Origin of the sequence: Parabacteroides sp. CH2-D42-20 (genome assembly GCF_003670185.1) — a bacterium.
Taxonomy (GTDB): domain Bacteria; phylum Bacteroidota; class Bacteroidia; order Bacteroidales; family Tannerellaceae; genus Parabacteroides; species Parabacteroides distasonis.
This window is the reverse complement of record NZ_RAYG01000051.1, coordinates 1-15,444: the sequence shown is the minus strand read 5'-3', so window position 1 is coordinate 15,444 and position 15,444 is coordinate 1. Positions and strand designations below refer to the sequence as shown.

11 protein-coding genes, 1 tRNA gene and 1 pseudogene are annotated in these 15,444 nt (G+C 44.3%); 10 read left to right on the top strand and 3 right to left on the bottom strand.

Features of this window, described 5'->3' with window-relative positions:
• From D7V92_RS20930 to gltA, 10 genes and pseudogenes are all read left to right on the top strand, one after another.
• Positions 1 to 2,883, top strand: a 2,883-nt coding sequence (locus D7V92_RS20930; RefSeq protein ID WP_233551538.1) for a TonB-dependent receptor, incomplete at its 5' end; no start/stop codon positions are given.
• Positions 2,884 to 2,900: 17 nt separating this feature from the next.
• Complete coding sequence (locus D7V92_RS20925) at positions 2,901 to 4,475, top strand: RagB/SusD family nutrient uptake outer membrane protein (protein ID WP_005867843.1); 1,575 nt, start codon at positions 2,901 to 2,903, stop codon at positions 4,473 to 4,475.
• A gap of 782 nt (positions 4,476 to 5,257) precedes the next feature.
• Positions 5,258 to 6,513: pseudogene (locus D7V92_RS20910) on the top strand (AAA family ATPase); the annotation flags it as partial.
• 48 nt (positions 6,514 to 6,561) lie between these two features.
• Entirely contained in the window at positions 6,562 to 7,596 is a 1,035-nt protein-coding gene (locus tag D7V92_RS20905) for an iron ABC transporter permease (protein ID WP_008772672.1), read from the top strand.
• A 5-nt stretch (positions 7,597 to 7,601) separates the two neighbouring features.
• Positions 7,602 to 8,612 carry an ABC transporter ATP-binding protein gene (locus D7V92_RS20900; protein ID WP_036612409.1) on the top strand — a complete coding sequence of 337 codons (1,011 nt, stop codon included), beginning with the start codon at positions 7,602 to 7,604 and terminating at the stop codon, positions 8,610 to 8,612.
• Positions 8,613 to 8,619: 7 nt separating this feature from the next.
• Positions 8,620 to 9,966, top strand: coding sequence for an MATE family efflux transporter (locus tag D7V92_RS20895; RefSeq protein WP_005867849.1), 1,347 nt, complete (start codon positions 8,620 to 8,622; stop codon positions 9,964 to 9,966).
• Positions 9,967 to 10,050: 84 nt separating this feature from the next.
• On the top strand, positions 10,051 to 10,644 hold the full coding sequence (locus tag D7V92_RS20890; protein WP_005859017.1) for a DUF4251 domain-containing protein: 594 nt from the start codon (positions 10,051 to 10,053) through the stop codon (positions 10,642 to 10,644).
• A gap of 112 nt (positions 10,645 to 10,756) precedes the next feature.
• Complete coding sequence (locus tag D7V92_RS20885; protein ID WP_005859009.1) at positions 10,757 to 11,143, top strand: co-chaperone GroES family protein; 387 nt, start codon at positions 10,757 to 10,759, stop codon at positions 11,141 to 11,143.
• 91 nt (positions 11,144 to 11,234) lie between these two features.
• On the top strand, positions 11,235 to 12,032 hold the full coding sequence (locus tag D7V92_RS20880; protein WP_121773687.1) for a sulfide/dihydroorotate dehydrogenase-like FAD/NAD-binding protein: 798 nt from the start codon (positions 11,235 to 11,237) through the stop codon (positions 12,030 to 12,032).
• A 20-nt stretch (positions 12,033 to 12,052) separates the two neighbouring features.
• The gene (gltA, locus tag D7V92_RS20875; protein ID WP_034531559.1) at positions 12,053 to 13,528 is read left to right on the top strand and encodes an NADPH-dependent glutamate synthase; all 1,476 of its coding nucleotides are present in this window, start codon (positions 12,053 to 12,055) and stop codon (positions 13,526 to 13,528) included.
• A gap of 87 nt (positions 13,529 to 13,615) precedes the next feature.
• On the opposite strand, the gene D7V92_RS20870 is transcribed toward gltA, so the two are convergent.
• From D7V92_RS20870 to D7V92_RS20860, 3 genes are all read right to left on the bottom strand, one after another.
• A complete protein-coding gene (locus D7V92_RS20870) occupies positions 13,616 to 13,999 on the bottom strand; it encodes a DUF3037 domain-containing protein (RefSeq protein ID WP_008772668.1) in 384 nt (127 codons plus the stop codon).
• Positions 13,977 to 14,759, bottom strand: a complete 783-nt coding sequence (locus D7V92_RS20865) for a HipA family kinase (RefSeq protein ID WP_008772667.1) — start codon at positions 14,757 to 14,759, stop codon at positions 13,977 to 13,979. The genes D7V92_RS20870 and D7V92_RS20865 overlap by 23 nt, the downstream gene beginning before the upstream one ends.
• Positions 14,760 to 14,851: 92 nt before the next feature.
• Positions 14,852 to 14,924: transfer RNA gene (locus tag D7V92_RS20860), tRNA-Gly, on the bottom strand.
• Positions 14,925 to 15,444: the final 520 nt, after the last annotated feature.

The following is a 15,444-nucleotide window of genomic DNA, read 5'->3' as shown; positions in this document are numbered from 1 at the left end:
CTAGATGAACAAGGTGAGCCCATCATCGGTGCGAACATTGTAGAAAAGGGTACTACCAATGGTACGATTACCGATATTGACGGTAATTACACTCTAACGCTTAACGACTTGAAAAAAGCCGTTCTTCAATTTTCTTTTATTGGTTATAACACTTTGGAAGAAGGTGTTAAAGGACGTAACAAAGTGGACGTTAAATTAGCTCCATCCGTAGTAAATTTGGGTGAGGTTGTTGCGATCGGTTATGGTACGCAGACTCGTAAGGAGATTACCGGATCTGTAGCCAATGTCTCCGAGGAAAACTTCAACAAGGGTGTTAATCGTGATGCTTCAGATTTGCTACAAGGTAAAGTGGCTGGTTTGCAGATTACTTCTGGCTCTGGTGATGTGACTCGTAGCTCTCAGATTCGTTTGCGTGGTACTTCTACCTTGCAAAACGATCAAGGTCCTATGATCGTTATCGATGGTGTTCCCGGTGGTGATATGTCTACGGTTTCTCCTTCAGATATCGAGTCTATTTCCGTATTGAAGGATGCCTCCTCCGCCGCTATCTATGGTTCTCGTGCCGCAGGTGGTGTTATCTTGATTACGACCAAGAGAGGTTCGGGAGCTAAGACTCAGATTAATTATGATGGTTATGTGACAATGGATAAGGTTGCTAACAAACCGGATATGCTGAATGCTTCCGAATGGCGTGATGTGAACAAACAATTGGGTAGTGACATCTCGCAATATGACAAATATAACGCTGATACTGATTGGTTCGGTGCTTTATTACGTACGGGTATTTCTCAGAATCATGCCTTGTCATTGTCTGGAGGTTCTTCCAAAAGTAACTATCGTGCGTCTTATACTTACTTAGACCGTAAGGGTATCGCTCGCGATAACTGGATGAAGCGTCACAGTTTCCGCTTCCAATTCCAGCAACGAGCTATCAATGATCGTTTGCGTATTGGTTTGACGGGAGCTGCTACTTTGACAGATATGCAAGCTACGTTTGCCGACTATTTCATCGCTGCTTACAATAATGTTCCGGTCGTTCCGATTTACAATGAGGATGGCTCTTATTTTACGGGTAACGACAACGCTTATAACCAAGGTAACATGGTGAAAGCCCAAGATGAAAACTACAAATTATTCAAAAATAATTATTTCTATGGACAAGGCGATGTGCAGTTTGAAGTAATTGAGGGCCTGAACGTAAAGGCGAACTTATATAAGAGTCGTTATACTAGCGATTATAGCCAATGGGAAAGCCCCGACAATGCGTTAGGTGGTGGTGCTGGAAACTCTTTGGGTGATAGCTCGAATGGCTATGCCAAGAGACGCAACTTCGTATGGGATCGTGAGTTGATGGAATGGACGGCCGACTATAACAAGTCTTTCGGTGCGGAGGAAAAACATAAACTGAACGCTTTGCTGGGTTATTCTTGGGAAACCAACGGTTATCAGTCGCAAGAATCTTTGGCAACACAGTTCTCTGTAGCATCTATGGGTGCCAACTCTATCCAAGCTGGTAACGATTTGAAGATCGGTAATGTGACTTCCAGCAAGAATGACTATAAATTGATCTCTTTCTTTGCTCGTGCGCACTATAGCTACGATGAGCGATATATGATCACCGCTACGATGCGTCGTGATGGTTCTTCTAAGTTCGGTGCTAATCATAAATGGGGATGGTTCCCGTCTGTATCTGCTGCTTGGGGTATTTCTCAAGAGGCCTTTATGCAGGATATCAGTTGGTTGAACGACTTGAAGTTGCGTGCTGGTTATGGTGTGACAGGTAATCAAGATGGTTTGAAGCCTTATAAGAGCTTGGAGTTGTATCAGCCGTATGGTACTTATTATAACGGTGGTGGTACATCTACCTCTTTCCGTATCACGCAGAACCCGAACCCGGATTTGAAGTGGGAATCAACTGCTATGTTTAATATCGGTGTAGACTTCCAGTTATTTAACGGTCGCTTGGGCGGTACGGTAGAATATTATAGTAAGAAGACTTCCGATATGCTTTATGACTATGCTGTACCGACTCCAACGTATGTGTATAAAAAGATCGCTGCCAACGTTGGTGATATGAGCAATAAGGGTATCGAGGTCATGTTGAACTTAGACGTGATCCGAAACAAGAGCTTTAACTGGAATACTTCTATTAATTTGTCTCACAATAAGAATGAGATCACGAAGTTGTCTAACGACCTGTTTTCAACAAGCCGTGTTTATGTAGGTGATCCGTGGATCCGCGGCGCTTCCGGCGTGACTTCTCATGTGGTAGAGGAAGGCTATCCGGTCGGTCAGTTCTTTATGTTGAAATGTAACGGCATTGATGAAAACGGTAAGTTTATTATGGAAGATGTCAATAAGGATGGACAAATCTCGGACGATGACCGTACATACGTAGGTGATTCCCAGCCGGATTTGACATTTGGATGGAACAATACCTTCACTTGGAAGAATTGGGATGCCAGCTTCTTCTTACGTGGGCAGATCGGTGGCAAGTTGTTGAACAACCCGCGTGCCGCTTATGGTAATAATACCTATGTAGCCGGAGCTAACGCTATGAAAGGTGATGACTTGATGTTACTGAGAGAGAATTCACGTGTAAGCTCATATTATTTGGAGAATGCCTCTTTCGCCCGTTTGGATAATATGTCTATTGGTTATACATTCAATACGAAGAAGATTGATTGGCTAGACAAAGCCCGTATTTATGTAGCTGCTCAGAACTTGTTCGTAATCACAAGCTATTCCGGTTTGGATCCGGAAGTGGAGCTCTTCCGTGGCGAGGCTAGCGATACGGATGCCGGTCTGTCACCGGGTATCGAACCGCGTAACTATATGCCGAAGGCTCGTTCATTTACATTTGGTGTTAACTTATCATTCTAATTTTAAATGCATTCGTTATGAAAAAAAGAAATATAATATCGTTCTTGACTGGCACGGCTCTCCTTTTTTCTATGCCAGCGTGTACGAACTTGGATGAAACGGTATACGATAATGTCCCTGCGGATTCATTCGGTTATACTGATTCGGAGATCAGTGTGTTGGTAGGGACCGTGTATAAGACATTGAAGAATTATCCTGCGGATGGAAATTTTATTGCGCTGGATGTGATGTCGGGATCTGATGCTGTTACTCCTACCCGTAAGGGTGGCGACTGGTATGATGGTGGTCAGTATCGTGAGATCTACATGCACACATGGACTTCGCAGACTTCTGTGATCAAGGGAGCGTGGTCTACGGCTTCTGAGGCTATCGGTACTTGTAATGCCAACTTGAAGGTAGTGGAATCTTCTGATTTCTTATCGGACGAACAGATGTCTCTATATACATCTGAAATCCGAGGTATCCGTGCTTTTTGGATTTACAAGATGATGGACGATTGGGGCAATATTCCATTGGTTACTGATTATGCGGACAAGGAACTTCCGGTTTGCCAACCTCGCCAGGCCGTGTTTGATTGGTTGATTAAAGAAGTGACAGAGATTGCGGAAACTTGTCCGGGTCGTGAAAATGGTTATGCTAAGTTTACGAAAGGTGCAGCTTATACGTTGTTGTCTAAATTATATTTGAATGCGGAAGCTTGGGGTGTAAGTTGTAACAATGCTTACCAGATGGCCGCAGAGTGTTGCGACAAAGTGATGGCGATGGGTTATATATTAGAGCCGGACTTTAAGGCAAACTTCTCCTTGACGAACGAGAGTTCTCGTGAGGCGATCTTGGCCGCTCCGTTCTCAGAGACGGATACGGATAAGGATAATCGTTGGCAATTGATGAACCGTACGTTGCACTACAAAGATCAGTTGGCTCTTTCTAACGGTGTTTCTGCTTGGAATGGTGTTTGTGCGCAGCCGGAATATGTTAAATTGTTCTCTGATGACGATCCTCGTAAGGAAGCTACATTCTTGATCGGCCAGATGTATAATGCCTCGACCGGTGAGCCTATTGAGACAGACCATGGTTTCTTGTTAAACCATACGATCGATGTTACTATGTTGGCTGGTACGGAATATGATGGAACAACTTGGGGAGCGGTAAATCAGCATGATGGCGCACGTTGCCAGAAATGGCCGTACTCAACGACTTTGACAGACGCTATGGGTAATGATTTCCATGTGTTCCGTTATGCGGATGTTCTTTTAATGAAAGCAGAGGCATTGCTTCGTAGTGGTGGTAGTGCGTCTGAGGCCACAAGCTTGGTTAATCAAGTCCGTGAACGTGCGTTTGGTGATTCCAATCACAATTACGCTACTGTTACGCTGGATGATATCCTTCTTGAGCGTCGCCTCGAATTGTCTTGGGAGATGCACAACCGCCAGGATGATATCCGTTTCGGGGCCTATGACAAAGGTATGTGGGCTGCTTCAAATTGTGTGAGAAAGACAGATGATTATTTGAAATTGTTCCCTATATCTCAAGATGCTTATCAATCTAACGATAAATTGACTCAGAATCCGGGTTATCCTGCATTCAAATAAAGACTTTCAGAGCTAGATGAGGTACGGTAGTACTTTGTCTAGCTCACTAAAGTAAGGAAGAATCGTTTATTTCGAGCCAATGTATGTCTTGTCATCAAATTTGAAAGAAAATTTTAGCAATCCATTGCCTTATAGTGATTTCTTGAAAAACGCCCTTTTGATCCTTTTTTGATGTTTCCTTGACACACCTTATTTCCGTGCAGAAACATATCTCCTCTTTATTCTTATTTCCCATCTCAAAATCATGCCCATAGTATAACCGTGACAATCTAACTGGTATAATATAACTTGCTTTTTGGGCTTTAGCCACAGTGTGTCTTTTCTTGAAATAGCTGGTTCTTCTTTAATTTAGTTGAAGAGCTAGTTGAGTAGTAAAATGCGTTTGCGAAATATATCTGGTATACAGTTGATTAAGTCACTCGTAAAAGGCTTTCCAAGTGATTAGTTATTCACTTCCCAAGCCGTAAGCTAACGGCTAGGTATAGCCGTTAGTTATTCACTCGACAAGCCGTTAGTTATTCACTTCAACAGCCAAAAATAGTGTGCTTCTCAACGACCAAAGCATCTCCTTTTGAGAGAATGGAACTGTAAGCAAAATATTGAAATGAATGACTTGATCGAGTTTTATCGAACCAAAACAACAGACAGATGCATTCGTTTGTGAACTAAACTTGAATAAATGCATTTGCAAACATTGTGGTTGCTCTTTTTTCTAAATATTAGTGCTTATTGCAAGGAATAGACTAACTTTGCCTACAACAAGTATAAAAGTTATCCAGTATATGAGTCAAGTGAAAGGAATCCCTTACGGATTATCAGATTTCAATCGAATAAGGAATGGTAATTTCTATTTCGTGGATAAAACGATGTACCTTCCGCTTATCGAGAAGATGCCTAGCTATCTTTTCTTGATCCGTCCGAGACGGTTTGGCAAGAGCGTATTCCTAAGCATGATGCGTACGTATTAACGTATTATGATATATTGCGTCAGGATGATTTTGATGCATATTTTGGAGATCTCTGGATTGGTACGCATCCAACCGGTGAAAGGAATAAGTATCAGGTACTTTATTTCGATTTCTCTAAAGCGGGCTGTTCGATGCCGGGAGCGGACCTGATGACAAGTTTCAATGATTATTGCGGCTTAATCATTAATCAGTTCGCGCATGTGTACGCAGCTTATTATGACGCTGATTTTAAGGAGACCGTCGAGCATATAGAAAGCGCGAAGTCTAAGCTGGCTTACATAGAGGTAAAAGCGAAGGAAAAGGGATATCCCCTGTATCTCATTATAGATGAGTACGACAACTTTACCAATGTGATATTGAGTGAGCATGGGCAGCGAATGTTTCATGACTTGACTCACGCCAGTGGTTTCTACCGGGAGTATTTCAAACAATTCAAGGGAATGTTTGACCGTATATTCATGATGGGGGTAAGCCCTGTGACGCTGGATGATTTGTCGAGTGGATATAATATAGACTGGAATATCTCGGTAGATCCTCGTTTTAATGCCATGATGGGTTTTGATGAAACGGATGTTCGTGAGATGTTCCGTTATTATCAGCAAAACGATATGCTCAAAGGGGATGCTGAGGCTATGATTACGGAAATGAAGCCTTGGTATGATAATTACTGTTTCGCAAGAGAGAGCTTGGGTGACGATCGGATTTTTAACTGTGATATGACTTTGTATTATTTACGTTGGCAAGTTGATTTTCATTGTTCCCCGGGAGAAATGGCCGATAAGAATATCCGAACGGACTATAGTAAGCTGAAGATGCTGGCACGTATTGATCGTGACTCTGTACAGGAGGAAAATCGTATGGGTACCATCGAGGAAATCGCGGCAAAAGGAAAGATCTTGGTGGACTTACATACATCCTTTCCTGCCGAACGGGTAACGGATATAGATAATTTCCGTAGTCTACTTTATTATTACGGTTTGCTTACGATGTGTGGTACTCGAGGCGATCGTTTAAGAATGTGTATTCCTAATAATTGCGTACGTGAGCAATATTTTGGTTTTCTTCGTGAGGTAGGGAGAAGTATAACATAACTCCGCTTTTTTGTATACCTTCGCGCCATGAACAAACAAGCACTGCTTTTTTATCCGTTGTTGGGGGTGGTTCTTTTGGTGCTCTTTGTGGGAGGGCTGGCGTATGGGGCCGTACCGATTCCTTTGGATCACGTGATGGATATTTTGCTGGGGAAGGGATCTGATAAGATCGCATGGCAGAATATCGTGTTGCAATCTCGTTTGCCTCAGGCTATAACCGCATTATTGGCGGGGGCTTCCTTGGCTACCAGCGGGTTGCTATTACAGACATTGTTCCGGAATCCGTTGGCGGGACCTTCCATATTGGGCATTAGTGATGGCGCTAATCTTGGAGTAGCCGCTATCATGCTCTATTTCGGTGGTACGTTGGGGCAGTTCACGGATTGGCCGATCAGTGGATATATGGCGGTAATCCTCGCAGCCTTTGTGGGGGCTTGCGTGATACTGGGACTGATTATCTATTTTTCGGCAAAAGTGAAGAATAATGTCATGCTTCTGATTATCGGAATCATGATTGGCTATCTAGCTTCTTCGGTTATTTCTATCTTGAATTATTATTCATCTACAGACCGGGTACATGCGTTCGTGATGTGGGGGCTTGGTAATTTTTCCGGTGTATCCTTGGAACAATTACCATTCTTTGGAACTTGTGCGTTAATCGGGCTGTTATTAGCGATCTTGCTGATCAAGCCTTTGAATGCCTTATTATTGGGAGAAATGTATGCCGCTAATTTAGGTATCCGGATCAAACGAACACGGATCGCGATTCTTTTGTGTACGGGAGTATTAACGGCTACAACTACTGCTTTTTGCGGCCCCATTTCCTTTGTCGGATTAGCAGTTCCACATATCGCCCGGTTGATGTTAGGCTCTTCCAATCATAAGATGTTGGTGCCAGTTACAATGCTGACAGGTTCCTGCGTTGCTCTTCTATGTAATATGCTGATGGTGGTACCGGGCAGTAATACGATCCTGCCATTGAATGCCGTTACCCCTATGCTTGGGGCGCCTATTATTATTTACGTAATCGTGAACCGGAAGAATATTCAATATTTTAATTAGTGGTTATGGAAAGGATTCCAGTTATAAGGACAAGAAATCTGAGTATTGGATATGTTTTGAAAGGTGGACACCTAAAGTTGGTGCATGATGCCCTCGACTTGAATTTATATCCGGGCGAGGTGACTTGCCTTCTCGGGTTGAATGGTGCGGGAAAGTCTACCTTATTGCGTACGCTGTGCGGCTTCCAGCCCTCTCTGGGGGGCGAGATCGAATTGAAAGGAAAGCCGTTGGCCTCTTACTCGCAAGGTGATTTTTCCCGGATGGTAGGTGTTGTTCTCACGGAGAAGACAAATGCCGGTGGAATAACGGTTTACGAGTTGGTCTCTTTAGGAAGACATCCCTATACCGGCTTTTTCGGACAATTAAGGCAGGAAGATCGTAGGATTATCGAGGAATCGCTTGCTGCCGCCGGTATCGCTCATAAGGCTTATAATTATGTGTCGGAACTTAGTGATGGCGAGCGTCAGAAAGCCATGATCGCCAAAGCGCTGGCACAGCAATGCCCCATCATATTGTTGGATGAGCCGACGGCCTTTTTAGATGTGACAAGTCGGATAGAGACTATGGTCTTGTTACATAAATTAGCGGTAAAGCAACAAAAAGCGATTCTGCTATCGACGCATGATCTTGATTTGGCGATCCAGCTGGGAGACTGTCTATGGTTACAGGAGAAAAGTCGCCCAATGGCATGTGGAACGCCGGAGGACTTGATTATGGGAGGAGCTTTCGAGACTTTCTTTAGCAAGGAAGGAATCGTGTTTGATCCGAATACCGGGAAATTGAATACGGCAGCTCCAACAAAGCTTATTGGGGTTGAGGGGGATTTTATGACTTCTTATTGGGTTGGGAATGCCTTGATCCGGAATGGCTTTAAGCCCTCGTCGGTTAGCGAGGATTATATAAGTGTTTATTGTAATGCTCCGGATAGCCTGCGTATTCAGTTCCCTGCGGAAGAGGGCACGAGAATCGTAGGAAGTGTGGCGGAGATGATCTCAATCATAATTCATAAATCATAAGTTATATATGTCAAATGAGATTACATGGCGGCTGGAAAATGAGAATATAGGCCGTTTGTTGGTACATTACGCGATTCCCGCCGTTATCGGGACCATGGTTAATGCTCTTTATAATATCGTAGATCGTATATTTATCGGACAAGGAGTGGGTGCGCTAGCTATCTCCGGATTGACTTTGACTTTCCCGATACTACTCTTTATGCAGGCATTTGGAATGTTGATCGGTGCGGGAGCCGCTACAAGGGTCTCCATTCATCTAGGCCGTAAGGCGAATGATCTGGCAGATAACGTATTAGGAAACGCTTTCACTTTGACATTCATTATCGGAGCCTTGACGATTATCCCCAGTATGATTTTCTTGGATGATTTGTTAACGTGGTTCGGAGGAAGCGAGCAGACGATACCTTATGCGAAAGACTATTTATATATCGCTATCCCGGGTAATTTGCTGGCTACATTAAGCTTTAGCTTTAATGCCGTGATGCGTGCTTCCGGATATCCGAAAAAGGCGATGTTCACGATGATGATCGGTGCCGTATTGAACGTGATCCTAGACCCGATCTTTATCTTCTGGCTGGATATGGGGATACAGGGTGCCGCTATCGCTACGGTGATCTCCATGGCTGCTGGTGCCGCTTTCGTGATGAGTCATTTTATCAGCAAGGATAGTATCGTACGTTTCCATACGAAATATTTCCGGTTGAAAGGTTCCATTATTTGGAATATATTTACGATCGGCATGTCTCCATTTTCCATGCAGCTGGCGGGCAGTGTGGTTGTGGTGATCATGAACCATGCGTTGAAAGAGAATGGAGGCGATTTGGCGATTGGTGCCAGCGGTATTATTTCCAGTATCGCCATGCTGCTGGTTATGTTGATTATCGGTATCGCCCAAGGGATGCAACCGATTGTCGGGTTTAATCATGGCGCTGGGCATCATGACCGGGTATTGGCTACCTTGCGGTTGTCTATTATAGTATCGACCTTGATTACAGGGGTAGGATGTATCGTCAGTTTATTATTCCCGAGACTGATCGTTAGCGTATTCTCGACGGATGCCGAATTGGTGTCGATTACGGATAATGGATTACGTCTGACGATGCTGGTCTTTTTCGTTGTCGGTTCCCAGATTACGATCAGCCAGTTTTTTCAAAGTATCGGTGTCGCATGGAAAGCGATGTTTCTGAGTCTAAGTCGGCAGGTTTTATTCCTGATACCGGCTATCCTGCTATTTCCTCCGATCTGGGGATTGGATGGCGTTTGGCTAGCGCAACCTTTCTCCGATTTCATTGCGGCGGTAACCGCATGGGGCTTTTTATGGTATCATGTTAAAAACGTGAAAAATAAGGGTTAAAGATGAACTTATGTCGATGTTAATTGTATTTTTATTGTATGTATAAAAGTACTTTTATAGACAAACCTTTAAAAATGAGTTAATATGAAGAAGATTGTATTATTGCTCGCCGTTTTATTATTTGGTGCAGGGTCGATGATGGCACAGCAGGACAAGTCAGCAGAGAAAGCTGCGAAGCAGGCCGAGAAAGAAGCAAAGAAAGCAGAGAAGGCAGCGAAGAAAGCTGCGGAGGAAGCCGAGGCTAACGCATTGTTTGAACAAGCGGTGCAAGCTTTGAAGAATAAGGATTTCGTATTGGAAGCGGATCGTATAGAGTTTAAGCGCGGTAGTTTTGTTTATGTTACTCCGAACACGAACTTCGTTTCGGTGAAGGGTGAGAAGGCTACCATTCAGTTAGCGTTTAATACTCCGGCGGCCGGTCCTAACGGAATAGGAGGTATAACGGTTGATGGAACAACTTCCGGTGTACAGATGAAGACTGACAAAAAAGGAAACGTTATGTACGAGATGAATGTGCAGGGTGTAGCGGTATCCGCTAGGGTTACGTTCCGTATGGCGAAAGGTACGAATAAATGTACTGCCACGGTATCGCCTAACTTTAATAGCAACCGTATATCCTTTACGGGAAATCTCTATCCTTCGAGCGAGTCGAATGTGTTCAAGGGACGTTCTATTTAATGTAGATAAATGTTCATTATAAATAAGAGCGGGCTTTCATCAAGAAGGCTCGCTTTTATTTTCGGTAAACTTTCCGTAAGTTCGCGAAATAAAAATTTAACATCTTATAATCATGCAACTATCCATAGATCAAAAAGACATCGATAAATTTCTGATGATAGGCGATAAAGTATTGATTAAGCCTAAGAATCCACAGAGCCAGACTAAGACCGGATTGTATCTGCCTCCCTCGGTTCAACAAGGGGAGAAGATACAAGCGGGTTATATCATAAAGACGGGGCCCGGATATCCGTTGCCTTCTCAATCTGAGGAGCATGAGGTCTGGGAGAAAAAGAAAGGGGAGGAGGTGCAATACTTGCCGCTTCAAGCCCGTGAAGGTGATTTGGCTGTCTATTTGCAAAATGCCGCTTACGAGATCAATTTTAATGACGAGAAGTTCTTGATTGTTCCTCATTCCGCTATTTTGATGTTAGTGCGTGATGAAGGTTTGTTTGAATAAAGCCTTTTGTTAAGGAAAATAGGGCTATATTCACTTTTTTATCTTATTTTTGCCAGCAAAACAAGACAAACTATCAACAGTACCGATTATAATGAATAAGATTGTAAGTAAAGAACATTTCTCAGTCAACGTGGTGAAGCTGGAAGTCGAGGCTCCTTTGATCGCCCGCTCCCGCAAGGCCGGTCACTTCGTGATCGTGAAGGTTGGCGAAAAAGGCGAACGTATACCTCTTACCATTGCCGGGGCGGATACCGAGAAAGGTACCATCACCTTGGTGATCCAAGCGGTAGGCGGCTCATCCCGTAAGATCTGTGAATTGAACGAGGGTGACTATATCACGGATGTGGTGGGTCCGTTAGGGCAGGCTACCCATATCGAGAAGGTTGGAACGGTTGTTTGTGCCGGTGGTGGCGTAGGTGTCGCTCCGTTGTTGCCGATCGTGGAGGCTTTCCATAAGGCGGGAAATCGTGTGATCGTCGTATTGGCGGCCCGTACCAAGGACTTGGTAATCCTTGAGGAGCAGATGCGCCAAAACTCGGATGAGGTAATTATCATGACGGATGATGGCTCTCTGGGTACGAAAGGCTTGGTGACGAATGGCGTGGAGAGCGTGATCAACCGGGAGAGGGTGGATTTATGCGTTACGATCGGTCCGGCTATTATGATGAAATTCGTTTCCGCTCTTACAAAGAAATACGAGATTCCTACCGTAGCTTCCTTGAATACGATCATGGTGGACGGAACGGGTATGTGTGGTGCTTGCCGTATTACGGTAGGCGGGAAGACCAAGTTCGTTTGTGTGGACGGACCGGAGTTCGATGCTCATCAAGTGGATTTTGATGAGATGATCATGCGCCTCGGCGCTTATAAGGATATAGAGAAGAAATAACGAAACCACGTAATTGAATCATGACAACAGAAGAATTAATCGCTGCTCGTCGTGCCGAACCTTGGCGGGAGGCGCTTCGCAAAAGCAAGAAAAATAAAGAACGTGCGGATATCCCCCGTGTGAAGATGAACGAGTTGGACCCGGAATACCGGAGTCGTACCCGTTTGGAGGAAGTTAACTTAGGCTTGACAAAAGAACAGGCTATGCAAGAGGCCGAGCGCTGTCTGGATTGTCCGAATCCTACTTGTATGCAGGGATGTCCGGTAAATATCAATATACCTACTTTTATCAAGAATATCGAGCGTGGGGAATTCTTGGAGGCCGCTAAGACCTTGAAAGAGACAAGTGCCCTGCCCGCTGTTTGCGGTCGTGTCTGTCCGCAGGAGAAACAATGTGAGAGCAAGTGTATCCATTTGAAAATGGGTAAGGAAGCGGTTGCCATTGGCTACTTGGAACGTTTCGCCGCTGATTACGAACGTGAGAGCGGTAATATCTCGGTTCCGGAGATTGCGGAGAAGAACGGTATCAAGATTGCCGTGGTAGGTTCCGGTCCTGCCGGATTGTCTTTTGCCGGAGATATGGCGAAGCGTGGATATGATGTGACTGTGTTCGAGGCATTGCATGAGATCGGTGGTGTATTGAAATATGGTATCCCGGAGTTCCGCCTACCGAATAAGATCGTGGACGTGGAGATTGATGGCCTTCGTAAGATGGGCGTACAGTTTGAGAAAGATTGTATCGTGGGTAAGACGATCAGTTATGATGATTTGCATGCGGATGGCTTTAAGGGCGTGTTCGTGGCAAGTGGCGCCGGTCTGCCTAACTTTATGAACATTCCGGGTGAGAACTTTGTGGGCGTGATGTCGTCCAACGAGTATTTGACCCGTGTAAACTTAATGGATGCGGCGAATCCGGAAAGTGATACGCCGGTGCTACAAGGGAAGAAGGTGGCCGTGATCGGAGGTGGCAATACAGCTATGGACTCTGTCCGTACTGCTCGTCGTCTGGGTGCTGAGCGTGCTATGATCGTCTACCGTCGTAGCGAGGAGGAGATGCCTGCCCGTCTGGAAGAGGTGAAACATGCGAAGGAAGAAGGTGTGGAGTTCTTGACGCTTCATAATCCGATTGAATATATAGGTGATGAAAGAGGCCGTGTGAAACAGATGCGTTTGCAGAAGATGGAATTGGGCGAGCCGGATGCCTCTGGTCGCCGTCGTCCGGTACCTATCGAGGGCGCTATCGAAACAATTGATGTGGATGAGGTGATCGTTAGCGTCGGTGTATCTCCGAATCCATTAATACCCCGTGCCTTTGGAGGCTTGGAGGTGAGCAAGAAGGGTACGATCGTAGTGGAGGAAGACAGTATGCGTTCCGCTTTAGGCGATGTGTATGCCGGTGGTGACATCGTTCGTGGTGGAGCTACCGTGATTCTGGCGATGGGAGACGGTCGTAAGGCCGCCGCCGCTATGGATGCGGACTTAAAAGGAAAAGTATAATATCTATTAATTCAATAAGGAAAGACGGGTTGTTTAAACGATCCGTCTTTTTTCTTTTATCGTGATACGGAGATTTATGTTTATTATCTATAAGACTAATTCTTGAAATAATCTCTCAAATGTCTGTTCTAGATCGTTGGAAAAACCGGGATGTGGACGTGAGGTTTGGATAGAGGCACTTCTTATGGCGGTAAGCCAACGAAAGCGCTCTGGAATATCTAGGCTAGCTATAGGGCCTCCATCCTTGGCGCCGGAACATATCTTATCGAAAACGTGGAGATTGGCGCACAAAGATTCTTTATCTATATCTGATGTGAACAGACGAAGTTTCTTCTCGTCTACATGATAGCGAGCCTTGATGAATTTAGGCCGTTTACAGAACATGATAAGGCCTACATTGATAAACTCCTCCCGTTCGATTTTCGGTACGATACGGATTACGGCATATTCATATAAGTGTTTGTCTTGCATGTCGAACTTCATTTATAAACGTGTCAGAATGGGCGATTCGGTCAATTAAGAACCGGATATATACATCACGTATCTCTTGAGGCATACCGGGACTATCGTTCCAATGCAACCAATCGTCGGGTACTAGACCTACGATCTCACGAATTTTCTCTTCCGTTAAGATACGTTTGAAATCCTTGTCTACTTCCTCCAGCAGCGTCGCTTGTGGCAATAATACATGATCCTTGATATGGCTGAAAGGACCGATCGCATGTTTTTGCCAATTTACCCATGAGAAATGGAAAAATAAGGAAGCTCCATGATCGATGAGCCAAAGTTCCTTATTCCATACCAGCATATTCGTATTCCGGACCGTGCGATCTATATTTGTCAATAGAGCATCGAGCCATACGACTTGTGAGGCGAGTTTGGGATCTACATGATTGACTACCGGATCGAAAGTCAAGGCTCCAGATAAAAAATGTAATCCCAGATTGAGCCCTTGACTTGCTTGTAGTAAGTCTTGTATCTCCTCGTCACCTTCCGACCGCCCGAAAGCCTCGTCAAGATTCAGGAAGACCAATTCCGGTACATGGAAACCCAAGCAACGAGCGATCTCACCTCCGATCAACTCGGCTATCAAGGCTTTTGTCCCATGTCCGGCTCCCCGGAACTTAACGACATATTTAAACTCATCGTCCGCCTCCGCTAAAGCAGGCAATGATCCGCCTTCCCGCAGAGGCATGATATATCGGGTAACATTCGCTGTACGTAATTCCATAACCCTCACTTTAATTGAAGATAAAGATACGATTATATTTTAGAAATAAAAAGCCCCGCTATTCTTTCGAACAGCGAGGCCTTTTGGAAGCGAGCGGAAGACGGGACTCGAACCCGCGACCCTAACCTTGGCAAGGTTATGCTCTACCAACTGAGCTACTTCCGCAATTAAATTAGATCGTACTCGAAGCGGGACTTGAACCCGCACAGCCGCAATGGCCAAAGGATTTTAAGTCAACTGTTTATAAGTACATCTGTCTTTTAAAATTATACTGTAATTGATTGAATATTAACAGTATGCAAAATGATTTGTAGCCTCTTTTTTCGTTTTAATACTCTGGTTTACATATTTGGTTTACACAATGTAAATCAAGATTGATTAATAAATTAGTTAATTGTCTCATTTTCAATTCAAATATACACAAAATCACCCAAGTAAGCAAGAATACTCTTTGCTCGCTTGGGTGATCTTCTTTATATCCTTGCTACTGGGTGGGGGCTTTAAATAAGAAAAAGCCTATTCTGCAAGTATATACTTCAGAAACAAACCTTTCATTTTACTCTTTCATAAGTATATGTCTCTGTCCACCACGTTTCAGATCCGTCCAGATTTTTAACTTCCACTTTTTTCACATAACCGTCTTCATCCAATTCGTAATGAAAGGTTAGCTCCACGTTATCATCTG

Excerpts from the sequence above, each read along its gene's own strand:
- D7V92_RS20870 (WP_008772668.1), bottom strand. The coding sequence starts at position 13,999 with ATGCAAGACAAACACTTATATGAATATGCCGTAATCCGTATCGTACCG.
- D7V92_RS20895 (WP_005867849.1), top strand. The coding sequence starts at position 8,620 with ATGTCAAATGAGATTACATGGCGGCTGGAAAATGAGAATATAGGCCGT.
- D7V92_RS20885 (WP_005859009.1), top strand. The coding sequence starts at position 10,757 with ATGCAACTATCCATAGATCAAAAAGACATCGATAAATTTCTGATGATA.
- D7V92_RS20925 (WP_005867843.1), top strand. The coding sequence starts at position 2,901 with ATGAAAAAAAGAAATATAATATCGTTCTTGACTGGCACGGCTCTCCTT.
- D7V92_RS20890 (WP_005859017.1), top strand. The coding sequence starts at position 10,051 with ATGAAGAAGATTGTATTATTGCTCGCCGTTTTATTATTTGGTGCAGGG.
- D7V92_RS20880 (WP_121773687.1), top strand. The coding sequence starts at position 11,235 with ATGAATAAGATTGTAAGTAAAGAACATTTCTCAGTCAACGTGGTGAAG.
- D7V92_RS20865 (WP_008772667.1), bottom strand. The coding sequence starts at position 14,759 with ATGGAATTACGTACAGCGAATGTTACCCGATATATCATGCCTCTGCGG.
- D7V92_RS20905 (WP_008772672.1), top strand. The coding sequence starts at position 6,562 with ATGAACAAACAAGCACTGCTTTTTTATCCGTTGTTGGGGGTGGTTCTT.
- D7V92_RS20900 (WP_036612409.1), top strand. The coding sequence starts at position 7,602 with ATGGAAAGGATTCCAGTTATAAGGACAAGAAATCTGAGTATTGGATAT.
- gltA (WP_034531559.1), top strand. The coding sequence starts at position 12,053 with ATGACAACAGAAGAATTAATCGCTGCTCGTCGTGCCGAACCTTGGCGG.